Below are 14,614 nucleotides of genomic sequence, written 5' to 3'. Positions count from 1 at the left end.
CTGGCCGAGCTTCCTACGTTCACTCGGTTTCTCACCTCGTGCACGGTTGCCGCCTTTGTTCCGTGAGAAAGAATGAACACGGCAACTCCTTTTGAACTAGGGAGTTTGAAAAGTGAAAACGATCGATTCTGATCCCAACACCCCCAAACCAATCACAACCGCAGGCGTGGAAACCTTCCTCGCAGCCGGTAACCCGTCCCTCAATCTGCTGCGCGTAGAGCCCGGCGTCCCCATCGATGCTGCCTATGAGCATGTCTCGATCCTGATGGGCTACATCAAGCACCTGGTGCGCGAGGGGGATATGGAGGACGACCATAAATTCCTGGGTGCAGCCGATTACCTGTGCGACATGGCCAAGGCGCTGATGAACGATATCGAGATCGCCAAGGGTAAGGCGAATTGAAAAAGTCAGACCGCCGGGGCTGCTTTGCATCCCTTTAGCGACGCAAGGGCCGCTCCCACAAGCGACCGTGCAAACAGCGCTTGCGCTAACCACAAGAAATCTTTATGCACAAGTGGCATCAGGGGCCTGAGCGAAAGGCATGCCGGATCGCTACGCCGCTGGTCTTTGCGCAAACGCCTGTTTTTACTGGGTTGCAGCTGCAAGGAGGAATAAGCCAAGCGCTTGAAATAGCGCTTGGATCCAACAGGTAATCACAAGCTTGTTCACAGACTTATCCACAGGTTGTGCTGCGGCTAACCGTCGCGTTCCGCGAGAATGAGCAGGTTGCGCGGGGTCAGTGGGTAATCGCAGAACAGGCCCAGGCGCACGTCATAGCCTTGTTCTTCGAGGAACAGGGCGCGATCGAGTACCAGCCACAGCTCCAGTGGCCGACGGAACAGGTTGCGTACGCGCTCCAGGTTCCGAACCTCGGCCAGGCGTTGCCAGCCCGCAGCTTCCAGTATTGCCCAGTCCGGGTTGCCGCTCACTGGCAATTGCTTCAGTTCAGCCAAGTCACGGCAGTATTGCTCGAAGGGCTTCTCCAGCCAGGCCACCGGCAGGGAAGGCGTCGGCAGGTATTCATCGGTCTGGCGCTGCTGGCGTTGCAGCAGGTCGAAGCCCAGGCGCCGGGCCATCGAGGTGTCGCGCTGGCGCCGCACGCGGGCGCCGGCAGTGACGGTTTCGCTCAAGGGCAGGCCCAGGTCGTCCAGCGACAGCTGCAGGCTCGACGCCTGCGCGGCTGTGGATAACGCCTGGTATTGCTGCGCCGCGATGCGGTTGTAGCAGCAGGGGGCTACGGCCAGTTGCCGGCAACCTTGCTGGCTGGCCAGTTGCATCAGGCGTACATGCAAATCGCCACAGGCATGCAGGGCAACCACGCTTTTATCGTCAGCCAGGTGGCGAGCGCTGTCTGTGGCCATCACGTCCTGGTGTACGTGCTGTGCCGGCAGGTGATGGTGCGTGCTCAGGGCCTGGCCTGCGGTGACCAGTTCTGCGTCGTACTCCAGGCAGGTCAACTGCTGGCCGGGTTGCAGCAGGCGGCGGCCGAGGTGGCCTTTGCCAGAACACCAGTCCAGCCAGTGGTGGGGCCGGGCGCGGAATGCCAGGTGGCTGGCGAAGGCTTCGATCTGCTGCCATTTGCGGCCGGGGACGGCGACGTCCAGGCGGTGGGCGGCAGGTGGCAGGTCGGTTTGCGGAAGGCTGCCGAGTGTGGCGAGCTGTCGGGCTTGTTCGGCCAGTTGCGGGAATGGGGCAGGCAAGCGGTCAGCTGCACTGTCGGCTTCGGCGTCTGCCAGTGAACATTGGCGCAGGTGGGCGGCAAGCGCTGGGTGGGTGGTTTCCCAGGCCAGTTGCAGGGTGGTGAAGGGGCGGGGTTTCCACAGCCGTTGGTGCTCGATCAGGAACTGGTCGAGGGCCTGGAAGCGGGTGCTTAGGTGGTGGCTGTGGAGGGGGCTGGGCATGGGGATGTGTGTTGGGTTTGAGGGCCTATTCGCGGGTAAACCCGCTCCTACAAAGGTTCAGCATAGGCCTGTTGTAGGAGCGGGCGTGCCCGCGAAGATGGCCAGGAGATGTCAGCGGCCTTGGCAGGCATCCACGCGCAACCAGCGCTCCAGCAGCTTGAAACCTTGCACCAGCATGAACGAGATCACCAGGTAGAACACGCCTGCAGCGAAGAAGATTTCCACCGGCAGGTAGGTGCGGGCGATGATGGTACGGGCCATGCCGGTCAGCTCCAGCAGGGTCACGGTACTGGCCAGGGCACTGGCCTTGAGCATCAGGATCACTTCGTTGCTGTACGCCGGCAGGCCGATGCGTGCGGCGCGTGGCAGCATGATGTAGAACAGCGCCTTGCCCCGCGACATGCCCAGCGCCCGCGCCGCTTCGATCTCACCTTTGGGGATCGACTGCAGTGCGCCGCGCAGGATCTCGGCGATGTACGCGGCGGTGTGCAGGGTCATGGTCAGCACCGTGCACCAGAACGGGTCGCGCAGGTACGGCCACAGCGAGCTGGAACGAACTGCATCGAATTGCGCCAGGCCGTAATAGACCAGGAACAGTTGCACCAGCAGTGGCGTGCCGCGGAAGAAGAAGATGTAGCTGAACGGCACGGCGCGCACGTACCAGTGGCGCGAGGAACGGGCGATGCCCAGCGGGATGGCCAGGATCAACCCGGCAACCACGGCAATGGCCACCAGTTCCAGAGTAAGGACCGCACCCTCGGCCAGGCGTGGCAGCCATTTGAAGATGACTTCCCAATTCATTATTCAGCCCTCGCAAAGCCGCGAGCGGCGCGTTTTTCCATGAAATGCATACCGGTCATGGCAATGACGGTCAGGCCCAGGTAGATGCAGGCTGCAACCATGTAGAAAGTGAACGGCTCTTTGGTCACGGTCACGCCGATTTGTGCGTGGCGCATGATTTCTTCCAGGCCGATTACCGACACAAGGGCGGTGTCCTTCATCAGGATCATGAACAGGTTGCCAAGGCCGGGCAGGGCGATGCGCCACATCTGCGGCAGGATGATCCGCGAGAGGATGCGGCCCTTGGACAGGCCCAGCGCCAGGCCAGCTTCACGGTGGCCTTTGGGGATCGCCAGGATGGCGCCACGGAACACTTCGGTGGCGTAGGCACCAAAGCACAGGCCCAGGGCGATCACGCCCGCGGCAAAGGCGCTGAGCTCAAGGCCGGGCATGTTCAGGGCTTCGCCGAGGCTGCTCATGAGCCCGACGGTACCGAAATAGATAAGCAGCACCCACAGCAGTTCGGGAACGCCGCGAACCAGGGTCGAGTAGAAGCCGCCAAGCCATTGCAGCGGCTTGAGCGGAGAGGTCTTGGCCAGGGCGCCGAGCAGGCCCAGGACCAGCCCCAGCAGCAAGGCGCAAAGCGCCAGTTTTACGGTCATCAGGGTGCCGGCCATCATGGCCGGACCGAATCCGTGCAGGTCGATATTCATGGGCAGGTCATTTTAGGGACTGGCGCGCCGCAAGGGCGCGCCGGTCAGGGCGGATCATTCGATGCTGAACGGGAAGTACTTGTCGTTGATTTTCTTGTACGTACCGTCGGCTTTGATTTCTGCCAGGGCTTTGTTCAGGTCGTCGCGCAGCTTGGTGTCACCTTTGCGCACGGCAATGCCGATCTTGTCGCTGTCCATCACCGGCTCACCCTTGAACTCGAAGTTCGAGCCGTCTTTGCTTTTCAGCCACTCGTACTGCACGTACTTGTCGGCCAGGATGCCGTCGATACGACCGGAGACCAGGTCGAGGTAGGCGTTTTCCTGGGTGTCGTAAAGTTTGATATCGACATCCGGGTAGTTGTCTTCAAGGTAGGTGCCGGCCAGGGTGGCGCGCTGGGTGCCGATGACCTTGCCCTTCAGCGACGCTTTGTCGGTCTTGAAGTCGACGTTTTTCGGCGCGATGAACTGCAGCTTGTTGGAGTAGTACGGATCGGTGAAGTCCACAGCCTGCTTGCGCTCGTCGGTGATCGACAGCGACGACACCAGGAAGTCGAACTTCTTGGCGTTAAGGGCCGGGATGATGCCGTCCCAGTCGGAGGTAACGACCGAGCACTCGACTTTCATCTTGGCGCACAGGGCGTCGCCGATGTCTTTGTCGAAGCCAACCACGTTACCGCTGGCATCCTTGTTGTTGAACGGTGGGTAGGCGGCTTCGATGCCCATGCGCAGTTTTTCTGCGGCCATGGCGTTTGCCGACATCACCAGCGTGGCAGCAGCTGCCAGGAGAAACTTCTTGTAGGTGTGCATGTATTGCTCCGTTAGCGGTGGCTGGACATGAATTGCTTGCAACGCGCCGAGGTCGGGTTTTCGAAGACCTGCTGCGGCGATCCCTGCTCTTCGACCAGGCCCTGGTGCAGGAAGACGACTTCACTGGACACATGGCGGGCAAAGCTCATCTCGTGCGTCACCAGCAGCATGGTACGGCCTTCTTCGGCCAATGCGCGGATAACGTTAAGCACTTCCTGGACCATTTCCGGATCGAGGGCCGAAGTGGGCTCGTCGAACAGGATCACTTTAGGCTTCATGGCCAGGGTACGGGCAATGGCGGCGCGCTGTTGCTGGCCACCGGAAAGCTGGGCGGGGTAGCTGTGGCGTTTGTCGTAGATGCCGACCTTGTTCAGCAGCGCTTCGGCGGCTTCGATGGCCTCGGCCTTGCTTTGGCCGAGCACGCGGCGTGGCGCCTCGATGATGTTGTCGAGGATCGACATGTGTGGCCACAGGTTGAAATTCTGGAAGACAAAGCCGATTTCACTGCGCAGGCGATTGATCTGGCGGTTGTCGGCTGCAATCAGGTCGCCATTCTTGGCGGCCTTGAGCTTGAGGGCTTCACCGGCGACCAGGATTTCGCCTTGGTGCGGGTTCTCGAGCAGGTTGATGCAGCGCAGCAGGGTGGACTTGCCGGAGCCGGACGACCCCAGGATGGAGATCACGTCACCGTCGCGAGCGGTCAGCGAAATGCCCTTGAGAATTTCCTGCTCGCCGTAGCGTTTGTGCAAATTGCGGATTTCCAGCGCGGGCGTGGCCTGAGCCATGTGCGGTCCTCATGTGTTCGGGTGCGTTCCCAGCTGTTGGCGGCCTTCCTGGCGTGCGCCAAGCTAGCATAGCGGCATTATGACGGCCAACAGGGTCGCCGGGGACTGGGGGCGCTGGTGGGGCAGTTTGTCGCATCGCTACAGCGTAACGTCGCGCAGATGTCCGCGAAGGTGTCGCCCAGCACCAGAGCCTTGATGAAAAAAGGCGCGATGGTGCCAGCTTTGGCCGGCTCATGGAAGCTGTTTTGGCCCATTGGAGGGGTAAACCCTACCTTTTACCTGTGGGAGCGGGTTACCCCGCGAATGCTTCGTTGGGGTCATAAGGTTGTACCCATGGGTTGCACTTCTCGGCATTGCAGTGGTGCAAAGGTGTTACCGAGGAGCACCTTTGGTGCATTTGTAAGTGGGTATTTCAGTAATCCGCCTATTTGGTGCCCTTTCGGTCAAGGAATGGCCGAAAGCCCTCCGGGCCGCATCCTAAAAGGCCTGCAGAGTTTTCTGATGAATGTATTCAGCACCTGGCGCGCTTATTGCCAGTAGGAAACCGCCGATTGCAGCGACGCCTAGGTCAACCCCTGGCGCGCTCTGTATCCGCAGTCGGCGTGGTCCACTCCTTACAAAGGTAGTTTCAATGAGCGGTAACAATTCCAATGACCTCGCTCAGGGGCTCAAACAACGGCATGTAACCATGCTGTCCATCGCTGGCGTCATCGGTGCCGGCCTGTTCGTAGGCTCCGGCCACGCCATCGCAGCTGCCGGCCCTGCCGTGCTGCTGGCTTACGCTGCCGCTGGTACGCTGGTCGTGCTGGTCATGCGTATGCTGGGTGAAATGGCAGTCGCCTCGCCTGACACCGGTTCGTTCTCTACGTATGCCGACCGCGCCATCGGGCGCTGGGCCGGTTTCACCATTGGCTGGCTGTACTGGTGGTTCTGGGTGCTGGTGATTCCGCTGGAGGCCAACGCGGCCGCGGCCATTCTGCATGCCTGGTTCCCCGCAGTTGATCTGTGGGCGTTCTCCCTCATCATTACCCTGGCACTGACACTTACCAACCTGTGCAGCGTGAAGAACTACGGTGAGTTCGAGTTCTGGTTTGCCTTGCTCAAAGTGCTGGCGATCATCGGCTTCATCGCCGTGGGCTGTGCTGCTTTGTTCGGCTTTGTACCGAATAGCCAGGTGAGCGGTGCCAGCCACCTGTTCGATACCCAGGGCTTCATGCCCAACGGTCTGGGCGCAGTGCTGGCCGCGATGCTGACCACCATGTTCTCGTTCATGGGTACTGAAATCGTCACCATCGCCGCTGCCGAGTCGAAGGACCCGGGCAAGCAGATCAGCCGTGCCACAAACTCGGTAATCTGGCGTATCTGCCTGTTCTACCTGGTGTCGATCTTCCTGGTCGTGGCCCTGGTGCCGTGGAACGACCCGGCCCTGGCCGAGGCTGGCTCCTACCAGACCGTGCTGAGCCGTATCGGTGTGCCGAACGCCAAGCTGATCGTCGACATCGTCGTGCTTGTTGCAGTAACCAGCTGCCTGAACTCGGCGCTATACACTTCTTCGCGCATGTTGTTCTCGCTGAGCAAGCGTGGCGACGCTCCGGCCATCGCCCAGCGCACCACCAAGGCGGCGACCCCGCACGTGGCGGTACTGCTGTCCACTGCGGCGGCGTTTCTCTGCGTGTTCGCCAACTTCGTGGCACCGGCCCAGGTATTTGAGTTCCTGCTGGCCAGCTCTGGCGCCATTGCGCTGCTGGTGTATCTGGTGATCGCCGTGTCGCAACTGCGCATGCGCGCCCAGCGTGAAGCCCGTGGCGAAAAGATCACCTTCAAGATGTGGCTGTTCCCGGGGCTGACCTGGGCGACCATTGCCTTCATCGTTGCCATTCTGGTAGTCATGGCGCTGCGTGAGGATCACCGTGTAGAGATCATTGCGACTGCGCTGCTGAGTATTGGTGTGGTGGCGGCGGGCTTGCTGGTTCATCGCAAGCGCGAGGCTGCCGGGCGGGTGGCGCTGGACAGCTGATCCGCGCTGGCTTAAATGAAAAGGCCGCGCCCTGTGAAGGGTGCGGCCTTTTCTGTCGCCTGTGATGGCCCTTTCGCGGGCAAGCCCGCTCTCACAGGTTCACCACAGGCCTGTCAGCCAAACTGCTTCTGCTGTTGCTGCTGCTTGGCCACGAGTTCGGAAGCTGCGATATAGGCTTCCTGGAATTCATCACTCTCCAGCCAGGCCATGGTGGTCTCTTCGTCAGCGCCGTCCAGCCATTTGCGGTAGGCGTTGAACACCAGCACGATGTAGTCGGTGGCGTGTTCTTCCTTGTGCCCCTTGAGCACGAGGGCGAGTAGCGGGTCCACCAGGAACACCGAGATCATTGGCACCAGGCCGCCTTCCTGGGCTTCCTTCATCTTGTTGAACATCGCGTCGTAGCTGCCCGACTCCATGGCCTTGTTGTACACCTGCTCGACGCTGGCGCTGTCGCCGGCGCTGGCCTTGACCGCTTGGCCGCTGCGTACCATGCGGTTCTGCTTGGCCTTGCTGGCGGCGCGCTTGGCGCGTTTCTGTTGCTTGGTAGGGGTGGCCATGGGCAAATCCTTGGGTGTGTCTGAAAGTGCGCGTATTGAAGCGCAATTGCCCGATAAACCCAAGCAGTGCTCCCGAGCGCTGCAGTGGAGAGGTCTGTGGGATGGTAGGCATGCCGAGCGTTCAGGTGGCTGGCTGCGGAGTCTCATCTTCTTCGAAGCCGCGTGAAGCTCGGCCTACCAGCAGAGGGTCGGGTGCATACGCCACCCGAGGGTCTTTACCCGGGTAGTCCAGCGAATGCAGGAAATGCCGGATGCAGTTGATCCGCGCCCGCTTCTTGTCATCTGATTTGATCACCGTCCACGGCGCATCGGCTGTATCGGTATGGAAGAACATCGCCTCCTTGGCCGAGGTGTAGTCCTCCCACTTGTCTAGCGACTTGATGTCGATGGGTGACAGCTTCCAATGCTTGAGCGGGTCGTCCCGGCGCGAAATGAAACGGCGCAGCTGCTCTTCGCGGTTCACCGAAAACCAGTACTTGAACAGCAGGATGCCACTGTTGCACAGCATGCGCTCCAAGTCTGGCGTCTGACGCATGAATTCCAGGTACTGCAGTGGCGTGCAAAAATCCATCACCTTCTCGACTCCGGCCCGGTTGTACCAGGAACGGTCGAAGAACACCATTTCACCCTCCGTGGGCAGGTGCTGGATGTAGCGCTGGAAGTACCACTGGCCTTTCTCCTGCTCGGAAGGCTTCTCCAGAGCGACGATGCGCGCACCGCGTGGGTTGAGGTGCTCCATGAAGCGCTTGATGGTGCCGCCCTTGCCTGCGGCATCGCGCCCTTCGAACAGGATCACCACCCGCTGGCCGGTTTCCTTCACCCAGCTCTGTACCTTCAGTAGCTCGATCTGTAACGCATGCTTGGCCTTATCGTAGTCCTGGCGTCGCAGGCGGGTACGGTAAGGGTAGTTGGCCGGCAGGCGCGCCGAGGTGCTGTCTTCGTTGCTGCCCTTGGGGGCGGTGGCAACCTCCAGCGCTGCGGGTTGCTGGCTGATGCTGGTTATTGTCGGCTCCGGCTTGCGCTGGCGTGGGCGGCGGGTGCGGATCGGTGTGAGTGCGGATTCGCTGGGGGAGGGGAGCAGGAGGGGTGATTCTTCGCTCATGGAGGTCCTTGCTGGTCGATGCGGATGTCCGTATTCGATTATGAAGGTGAGCGAATAATGGCTATTTGATGCTGATCAATGAGAAAAATTACAGACAACAAAAAACCCGCACTAGGCGGGTTTCTTGTTGTCGCTTCGGGTAACTTTGCAACCACCAGAAGCTTGAAGGTGGTGCCCAGAGACGGAGTCGAACCGCCGACACGAGGATTTTCAATCCTCTGCTCTACCGACTGAGCTATCTGGGCGACGAGGTGAATTAAATAGATTTCCGGACCGCTCGTCAACGACTTTTTGAAAAAATTTTAAATTAATTCCGTCGCTTACGATTTTTGGGGTCATTCGGCCGGTGGAACGTAGCCTTCGGCCTGGGCGTATTCTTCGCCGGCGAAAAACTTGTCCATTTCGGCCTGGAGGAATTTGCGGTCCTCGGCGTTCATCATGTTCAGGCGCTTTTCGTTGATCAGCATGGTCTGGTGCTTCTGCCAGTCGGCCCAGGCTTTCTGCGAGATGTGTTCGAAGATGTCCTGGCCCTTGGCGCCGGGGTAGGGCGGGCGTTCCAGGCCTGGTAGTTCTTCTTGGTACTTGCGGCACATCACGGTGCGGGTCATCGGGCGTCTCCTGCAATCAGTTCGTCGGTCGCGCGTTCAAGCAGCTTTTTCACCGGGGCGGCGAGGCCCAGACGCGGCGGGGTGGCGAGGTTATACCAGAGCCAGTCGGCCTCGGCCACGTGCTCGCCGACCGGGTCGACGCGTACTAGCCAGGGTTCGATCGCCAGCTGGAAGTGGCTGAAGGTATGGGTCAGGCGGTCCATGGCGTGGCGGCCAGCCAGGCGCAGGCCGTGCTGATAGGCCAGGTCGTCGAGCTGGGTGATGTCGTCCAGTTCCGGGAGGCTCCACAAACCACCCCACAGGCCGCTGGAGGGACGTCGGTAAAGCAGGATGGCGCCTTCGTGGTTGGCCAGCAGAGGCATCAGTGTGCGCCGTTGCGGCAGTGCCTTGCGCGGTTTGGGCTCGGGGTAACGGGTTTCTTCGCCGTGCAGGTGCGCTTCGCAGCCACGCTGCAACGGGCAGATCAGGCAGCTGGGCTTGCTGCGCGTGCACAGCGTGGCGCCCATGTCCATCATCGCCTGGGTGTAGTGGTTGGCGCGTTGTTGCGGGGTGAAACGCTCGGCAGTGGCCCATAGCTGGTTGGCAACCTTGGGTTCGCCTGGGTAGCCCGCCTGGGCGGTGTAGCGTGCCAGCACGCGCTTGACGTTGCCGTCGAGGATCGGTGCGCGGATGCCCATGCTGATGCTGGCGATCGCGCCGGCAGTGGAGCGGCCGATGCCGGGCAGCTCGGTAAGCTGCTCGACACTGCGCGGGAATTCGCCGCCATGTTGCTCGACGACGACCTTGGCGGCTTTTTGCAGGTTGCGTGCGCGGGTGTAGTAACCCAGGCCCGTCCACAGGTGCAGCACTTCGTCCTCCGGTGCCTCGGCCAGGGCTTGCACGGTTGGCAGGGCCTGCATGAAGCGGTCGAAGTAGTTGAGCACGGTGCTGACCTGGGTCTGCTGCAACATGATTTCCGACACCCACACGCGGTACGGGGTGATGCCCTGTTGCCAGGGCAGATCATGCCGGCCGTGCTCGTCATACCAGTCCAGCACAGCGCTGGAGAACTGCTCGGGGCTCATCGCTTGAACAGCCCCTTGAGCGCGTCTTTCAGTTCCGGGCTCACTTTGTCTCCAAGTTTTTCATCAAGCTTTTCATCGATCTTGTCTTTCAGGCGGTTGCCGGCCAGCTTGGCGGCAACCTTGCCCAGGCCGTTCTGGTCGAGGCGGCAGGCCTTTGCGCCGAGTTCCAGCGGGCCACGGCAGCGTAGGGGAACTTCAACACCCACATAACGTTCGTTGACCTGGCAGGCCGGGTCTGGCATGGCACGCTGGTCGCCTTCGACGATTACGCCGATGTTGTAGTCCATGCCCAGCACGCGCAGGTCGAGGTCACCATGGCCGTTGACGGTCAGGCCTGGGATGCGGGCCTTGAGGTCCGGGTTGCTGGCGACGCCATTGCGTATGACCAGGCTGCCGCGCAGTTCCTGGAACGGGGTGTCCTTGCCGCGTGGTTCGCTGCTCAGCGTCTTGCGATTGAGCGTGGCGATGGCCTGGCACAGTTGCTGTTCCAGGTTGGCATTGACCAGCACGCCATCGTTGATGGCGAAGTTTGCGCTGCCGTTCAGGGTGTCGACCAGTGCCTTCTGGCTGTTACCGGTGGCTGTCAGATCACTGGTCAGGGTCAGCAGGCCCTTGACCGGTGGCGTCTGTTCCTTGCCTTCGGCCTTGATGAAGTGTTCCACCGGCACCCGCTGGATGTTGGTGTTTACACCCAGCTGCGGCACGGCAGGGCGCACGTCGACCGTCCCCTTGGCTTCGAAGGTGCCGTTGTACAGCTCTCCGCGCAGGGTTTGCAGGGTCAGCAGGCCGCCTTGGCCAACGGCCTTGAGCTGGGCGTTTTCGATCGGCAGCTTATCCAGGGTCAACGAGCCGAAGGCCAGGTCGGCCTGCAGATCGAGGGCGCGCAAACGGTCGACCGGCAGCAGCTTGTCGTCGCTCCATGCCACTTGTGTCGGGGCACTGGGCAGTGGTGTGGAGCCGGCACTGGCTACGGCGCTGGCCTCTTGTTGCTTGACCTCGGCCTGGCGCGCAGCGGTGGCGCCCTTGGCCTCTTCGCTCTTGGCCGGCAGGTAGCGGTCGGCGTCGAAGGTGTCGCCCTTAAGCTGCAGGCGCAGGGCCTGTCTGGCGAAATCTTCGACGGCCACGCGGCCGCTGAAGGTGCTGTCGTCCAGCTTCACCGCCAGGTCTTCCAGGGCCAGGCTGTCAGGCGTGCCCTTCAGGCGAGTTACCAGTTCCAGTTTGGCGAAGGCGGCCGGGTCGTTGGTGGCCGGCAGCGGGCGGCCGATGCTTTCAAGGAAGGTGCGCAGGTTGAACTGGGCGATGGACAGGCCGCCGCTCAGCTGGGGTGCCTTGTCCAGATCACGCAGGTTCAGCTCACCGAGGGCGCGCAGTTGGTTGGCCGAAACTTTCAGGCCGTTCCACGTGGCGACATTGGCGGCCAGGTCGACCAGCAGTTGGCCTTGGGCGGCGAAAGTCACGGTCTTGCCGCCAGTAGGCTCACCCGAGGTCTCGCCCGACAGGCGCATGTCTTCGAAGTTGTAGCGCTTGAGCTTGCGGTCGAAGCGCAATTCGCCGGCCAGTTCGGTACGGGCCTTGATGTTCGGCTGGCTGGCGCTGATGAAGGCGCTGGCCTTGAGCGGGATGTTTGCGCCTTCATGGACCGGGCCGGTGCTCAGCTGGATGCTCTCGGCGCTGTAGCTGTGACCGGTCTTGGCATCGGTGTACTGCACGCGGGCGTTGTTCACGGTCAGGCTGTCGATGTCCAGCTTGATGGCGCGCTCGTTGCTGTCGGCGGTCGCAGGCTTCTGCTCGGCAGGTGCCTGTGCCGGTGCATTGGTGCTTGCGCCATTCTCCGCGGGCAGCGGCTTGCCGATGTCCTCCCAGTTGCCGTGGCCCTGTTCGTCGCGCGTCAGGGTCAGGTTCAGGCCTTCGACACGTACGTCGCTCATTTGTACTTCGCGGCGCAGCAGCGGCAGCACACGGACTGAAAGACCAAGCATCTGCAGATCGGCGAACGGCTCCTTGGGTTTGTTCAAGGTAGCGATGCTGGCTTCGTGCAGCTCCAGGCCCAGCCACGGGAACAGGCTCCAGCCGATGTCACCGTTGAGGGTCAGTTCGATGTGAGCCTTGTCGCGTGCCAACTGGCGAATCTCGTCTTTGTAGTCGTTGGGATCAAAGAGGTGGGTCAGGGCGAAGCCCAGCGCCACGATGATCAGCAGTAACCCGAGAAGCCCCAGTCCCAGGATTTTGCCGAACGCTTTCATGGGCGAGTCCTTTTAGTCCGTTAGTGAGTTCAGGCGGCAGAGTATAACGCTGTAGCGGTTCCCCCTGCTTGTACGACTAGAGATGTAGGAAATTCCTACGCCTGTATCAGATGGTACGGCTTTCGACAGCCTAATATTGAGCTTGTGCCGGAACCATGACCGTTTCAGTCGGGCAGAATTGAGCGATGGCAGATTGCTTTCATCCTGCTTGATGCTGCTACCCTTGCGCCGCTTCGCGAGCACCTTCCCAATAACAAGGATCAGATCCATGACCAGTACTGTCGCGACGGGAACCTCGGCCAGTGCGCCAGGTTTCCTGTCGAAGGAACGCATAATCGCCCGCCCAGGCTTCAACCGCTGGCTGGTTCCGCCAGCCGCCCTGGCTATTCACCTGTGCATCGGTATGGCCTACGGCTTCTCGGTATTCTGGCTGCCTTTGTCGCAAGCCCTTGGGATCACCGCCCCCGTCGCCTGTGCGGCAGACATGGGCTTCATGGCCCGAATGTTCAGCGCCGAATGCGACTGGCCAATCTCGATGCTGAGCTGGATCTACACCCTGTTCTTCGTATTCCTCGGCTGCTCGGCGGCGGTGCTGGGCGGCTGGCTGGAGCACGCCGGCCCGCGCAAGGCTGGCCTGGTGTCGGCCTTGTGCTGGTGCGGTGGCATGCTGCTTTCGGCGATAGGTGTGAAAACCCATCAGCTGTGGCTGATGTGGCTTGGCTCCGGCGTGATCGGCGGTATCGGTCTGGGCCTGGGCTACATCTCGCCGGTGTCGACCTTGATCAAGTGGTTCCCGGACAAACGCGGCATGGCCACCGGTATGGCGATCATGGGCTTTGGCGGCGGGGCCATGGTAGGGGCACCGCTGGCCACCGCGCTTATGGGGCATTTTGGCAATGAGCACGAAGTTGGCGTATGGCAGAGCTTTGTCGCCATGGCGGCGATCTACTTTGTGTTCATGACCGCTGGCGCCTTGGCGTATCGCGTACCACCGACCGGCTGGAAGCCTGAAGGCTGGGCTGCGCCGTTGAAGAATGCCAGTAACGCCATGGTCACCGACCGTCACGTGCACGTCAGTGTGGCCTGGAAGACCCCGCAGTTCGCGCTGATCTGGCTGGTGCTGTGCCTGAACGTGTCGGCGGGCATCGGCATTATCGGTATGGCTTCGCCGCTGCTGCAGGAAGTGTTCGCCGGTAAATTACTGGGCAACGAACTGACCTTCAGCCAGCTGAGCACTGCGCAGTTGGCGCAAATTGCCGCCATCGCCGCCGGCTTTACCGGCCTGCTGAGTCTGTTCAACATTGGCGGCCGGTTCTTCTGGGCATCGTTCTCAGACTACATCGGCCGCAAGAACACCTACTTTGCTTTCTTCGCTTTGGGTGTGGGCTTGTACAGCCTGGTGCCGAACATGGGGCACCTGGGCAACGTGGCACTTTTCGTGGCCGCGTTCTGCATCATTCTGTCGATGTATGGCGGTGGCTTTGCAACGGTGCCGGCCTACCTGGCCGACCTGTTCGGCACGCAGATGGTGGGTGCCATTCATGGCCGCCTGCTGACCGCTTGGGCGGCAGCCGGGGTGCTGGGGCCGGTGCTGATCACCTACCTGCGCGAGTATCAACTGGCGGCGGGCGTGGAGCGGGCGGCGGCTTATGACATGACCTTGTACATCCTCGCGGGTCTGCTGGTGCTGGGCTTTATCTGCAACATGCTGGTGCGTCCGGTGGCCGACAAGCACTTCATGAGTGATGCCGAACTGGCGGCCGAGCGCGCGTTGAGCCATGACAAGGGCGCCGATGGGGCGCGGTCGCTGGAGTGGAAAGCGGCGCCAGGCAGCCTGCCATTGGTGCTGCTGGCCTGGGCAGTGGTGGTTGTGCCGTTGGCCTGGGGTGTCTGGGTGACCTTGCAGAAGACCGCTGTGCTGTTCCATTGATCAGCAGGGGGCGCGTTGCGCCCCTTTCGCAGATGCAGGAGCGGGCCGTTGTGGTTGTATAGACCTGTAGCGGTATTCAGTCCGTGTAAATCCTGGCTTTGCCATA

13 protein-coding genes and 1 tRNA gene are annotated in these 14,614 nt (G+C 61.4%); 3 read left to right on the top strand and 11 right to left on the bottom strand.

Annotated features, from left to right (window positions below):
- Nucleotides 1–112 precede the first annotated feature (112 nt).
- A complete protein-coding gene (locus ACF8EA_RS06750; RefSeq protein WP_103463402.1) occupies nt 113–403 on the top strand; it encodes a DUF3077 domain-containing protein in 291 nt (96 codons plus the stop codon).
- A 293-nt stretch (nt 404–696) separates the two neighbouring features.
- On the opposite strand, the gene ACF8EA_RS06745 is transcribed toward ACF8EA_RS06750, so the two are convergent.
- The 5 genes from ACF8EA_RS06745 to ACF8EA_RS06725 form a co-directional block, all read right to left on the bottom strand.
- A complete protein-coding gene (locus tag ACF8EA_RS06745; protein WP_392521333.1) occupies nt 697–1,902 on the bottom strand; it encodes a methyltransferase in 1,206 nt (401 codons plus the stop codon).
- Between the two features lie 111 nt (nt 1,903–2,013).
- A complete protein-coding gene (locus ACF8EA_RS06740; protein WP_014589362.1) occupies nt 2,014–2,703 on the bottom strand; it encodes an ABC transporter permease in 690 nt (229 codons plus the stop codon).
- The gene (locus ACF8EA_RS06735; protein ID WP_021782625.1) at nt 2,703–3,395 is read right to left on the bottom strand and encodes an ABC transporter permease; all 693 of its coding nucleotides are present in this window, start codon (nt 3,393–3,395) and stop codon (nt 2,703–2,705) included. Before ACF8EA_RS06735 ends, ACF8EA_RS06740 begins: the two co-directional genes overlap by 1 nt.
- Before the next feature lie 54 nt (nt 3,396–3,449).
- Nucleotides 3,450–4,202: an ABC transporter substrate-binding protein gene (locus ACF8EA_RS06730; protein ID WP_021782626.1), complete on the bottom strand. Its 753-nt coding sequence runs from the start codon at nt 4,200–4,202 to the stop codon at nt 3,450–3,452.
- A gap of 11 nt (nt 4,203–4,213) precedes the next feature.
- The gene (locus tag ACF8EA_RS06725) at nt 4,214–4,987 is read right to left on the bottom strand and encodes an ABC transporter ATP-binding protein (protein WP_003255746.1); all 774 of its coding nucleotides are present in this window, start codon (nt 4,985–4,987) and stop codon (nt 4,214–4,216) included.
- Between the two features lie 631 nt (nt 4,988–5,618).
- On the opposite strand from ACF8EA_RS06725, the gene gabP reads away from it, so the two are divergent.
- Nucleotides 5,619–7,004 carry a GABA permease gene (gene gabP, locus ACF8EA_RS06720; protein WP_321141844.1) on the top strand — a complete coding sequence of 462 codons (1,386 nt, stop codon included), beginning with the start codon at nt 5,619–5,621 and terminating at the stop codon, nt 7,002–7,004.
- Between the two features lie 113 nt (nt 7,005–7,117).
- Here gabP and ACF8EA_RS06715 read toward each other — a convergent pair whose 3' ends face one another.
- The 6 genes from ACF8EA_RS06715 to ACF8EA_RS06690 all read right to left on the bottom strand — a co-directional run bounded on the left by ACF8EA_RS06715 (nt 7,118) and on the right by ACF8EA_RS06690 (nt 12,578).
- A complete protein-coding gene (locus ACF8EA_RS06715; protein WP_021782628.1) occupies nt 7,118–7,561 on the bottom strand; it encodes a hypothetical protein in 444 nt (147 codons plus the stop codon).
- A gap of 121 nt (nt 7,562–7,682) precedes the next feature.
- Nucleotides 7,683–8,663, bottom strand: coding sequence for a polyphosphate kinase 2 (ppk2, locus tag ACF8EA_RS06710; protein WP_021782629.1), 981 nt, complete (start codon nt 8,661–8,663; stop codon nt 7,683–7,685).
- Nucleotides 8,664–8,832: 169 nt separating this feature from the next.
- Nucleotides 8,833–8,908, bottom strand: a tRNA-Phe gene (locus ACF8EA_RS06705).
- 90 nt (nt 8,909–8,998) lie between these two features.
- On the bottom strand, nt 8,999–9,271 hold the full coding sequence (locus ACF8EA_RS06700) for an oxidative damage protection protein (RefSeq protein WP_003255742.1): 273 nt from the start codon (nt 9,269–9,271) through the stop codon (nt 8,999–9,001).
- On the bottom strand, nt 9,268–10,335 hold the full coding sequence (mutY, locus tag ACF8EA_RS06695; protein WP_392521332.1) for an A/G-specific adenine glycosylase: 1,068 nt from the start codon (nt 10,333–10,335) through the stop codon (nt 9,268–9,270). The genes ACF8EA_RS06700 and mutY overlap by 4 nt, the downstream gene beginning before the upstream one ends.
- Nucleotides 10,332–12,578 (bottom strand): AsmA family protein, encoded by a 2,247-nt coding sequence (locus tag ACF8EA_RS06690; protein WP_323600716.1) that lies wholly within the window; start codon nt 12,576–12,578, stop codon nt 10,332–10,334. Before ACF8EA_RS06690 ends, mutY begins: the two co-directional genes overlap by 4 nt.
- Before the next feature lie 268 nt (nt 12,579–12,846).
- On the opposite strand from ACF8EA_RS06690, the gene ACF8EA_RS06685 reads away from it, so the two are divergent.
- On the top strand, nt 12,847–14,508 hold the full coding sequence (locus ACF8EA_RS06685) for an OFA family MFS transporter (RefSeq protein ID WP_021782632.1): 1,662 nt from the start codon (nt 12,847–12,849) through the stop codon (nt 14,506–14,508).
- Nucleotides 14,509–14,614: the final 106 nt, after the last annotated feature.

It is taken from the genome of Pseudomonas sp. YQ_5 (genome assembly GCF_043103305.1).
Taxonomy (GTDB): Bacteria; Pseudomonadota; Gammaproteobacteria; order Pseudomonadales; family Pseudomonadaceae; genus Aquipseudomonas; species Aquipseudomonas putida_Y.
Note: the sequence above shows the minus strand (reverse complement) of the source record. Positions and strands in the feature narration are given on the sequence as shown.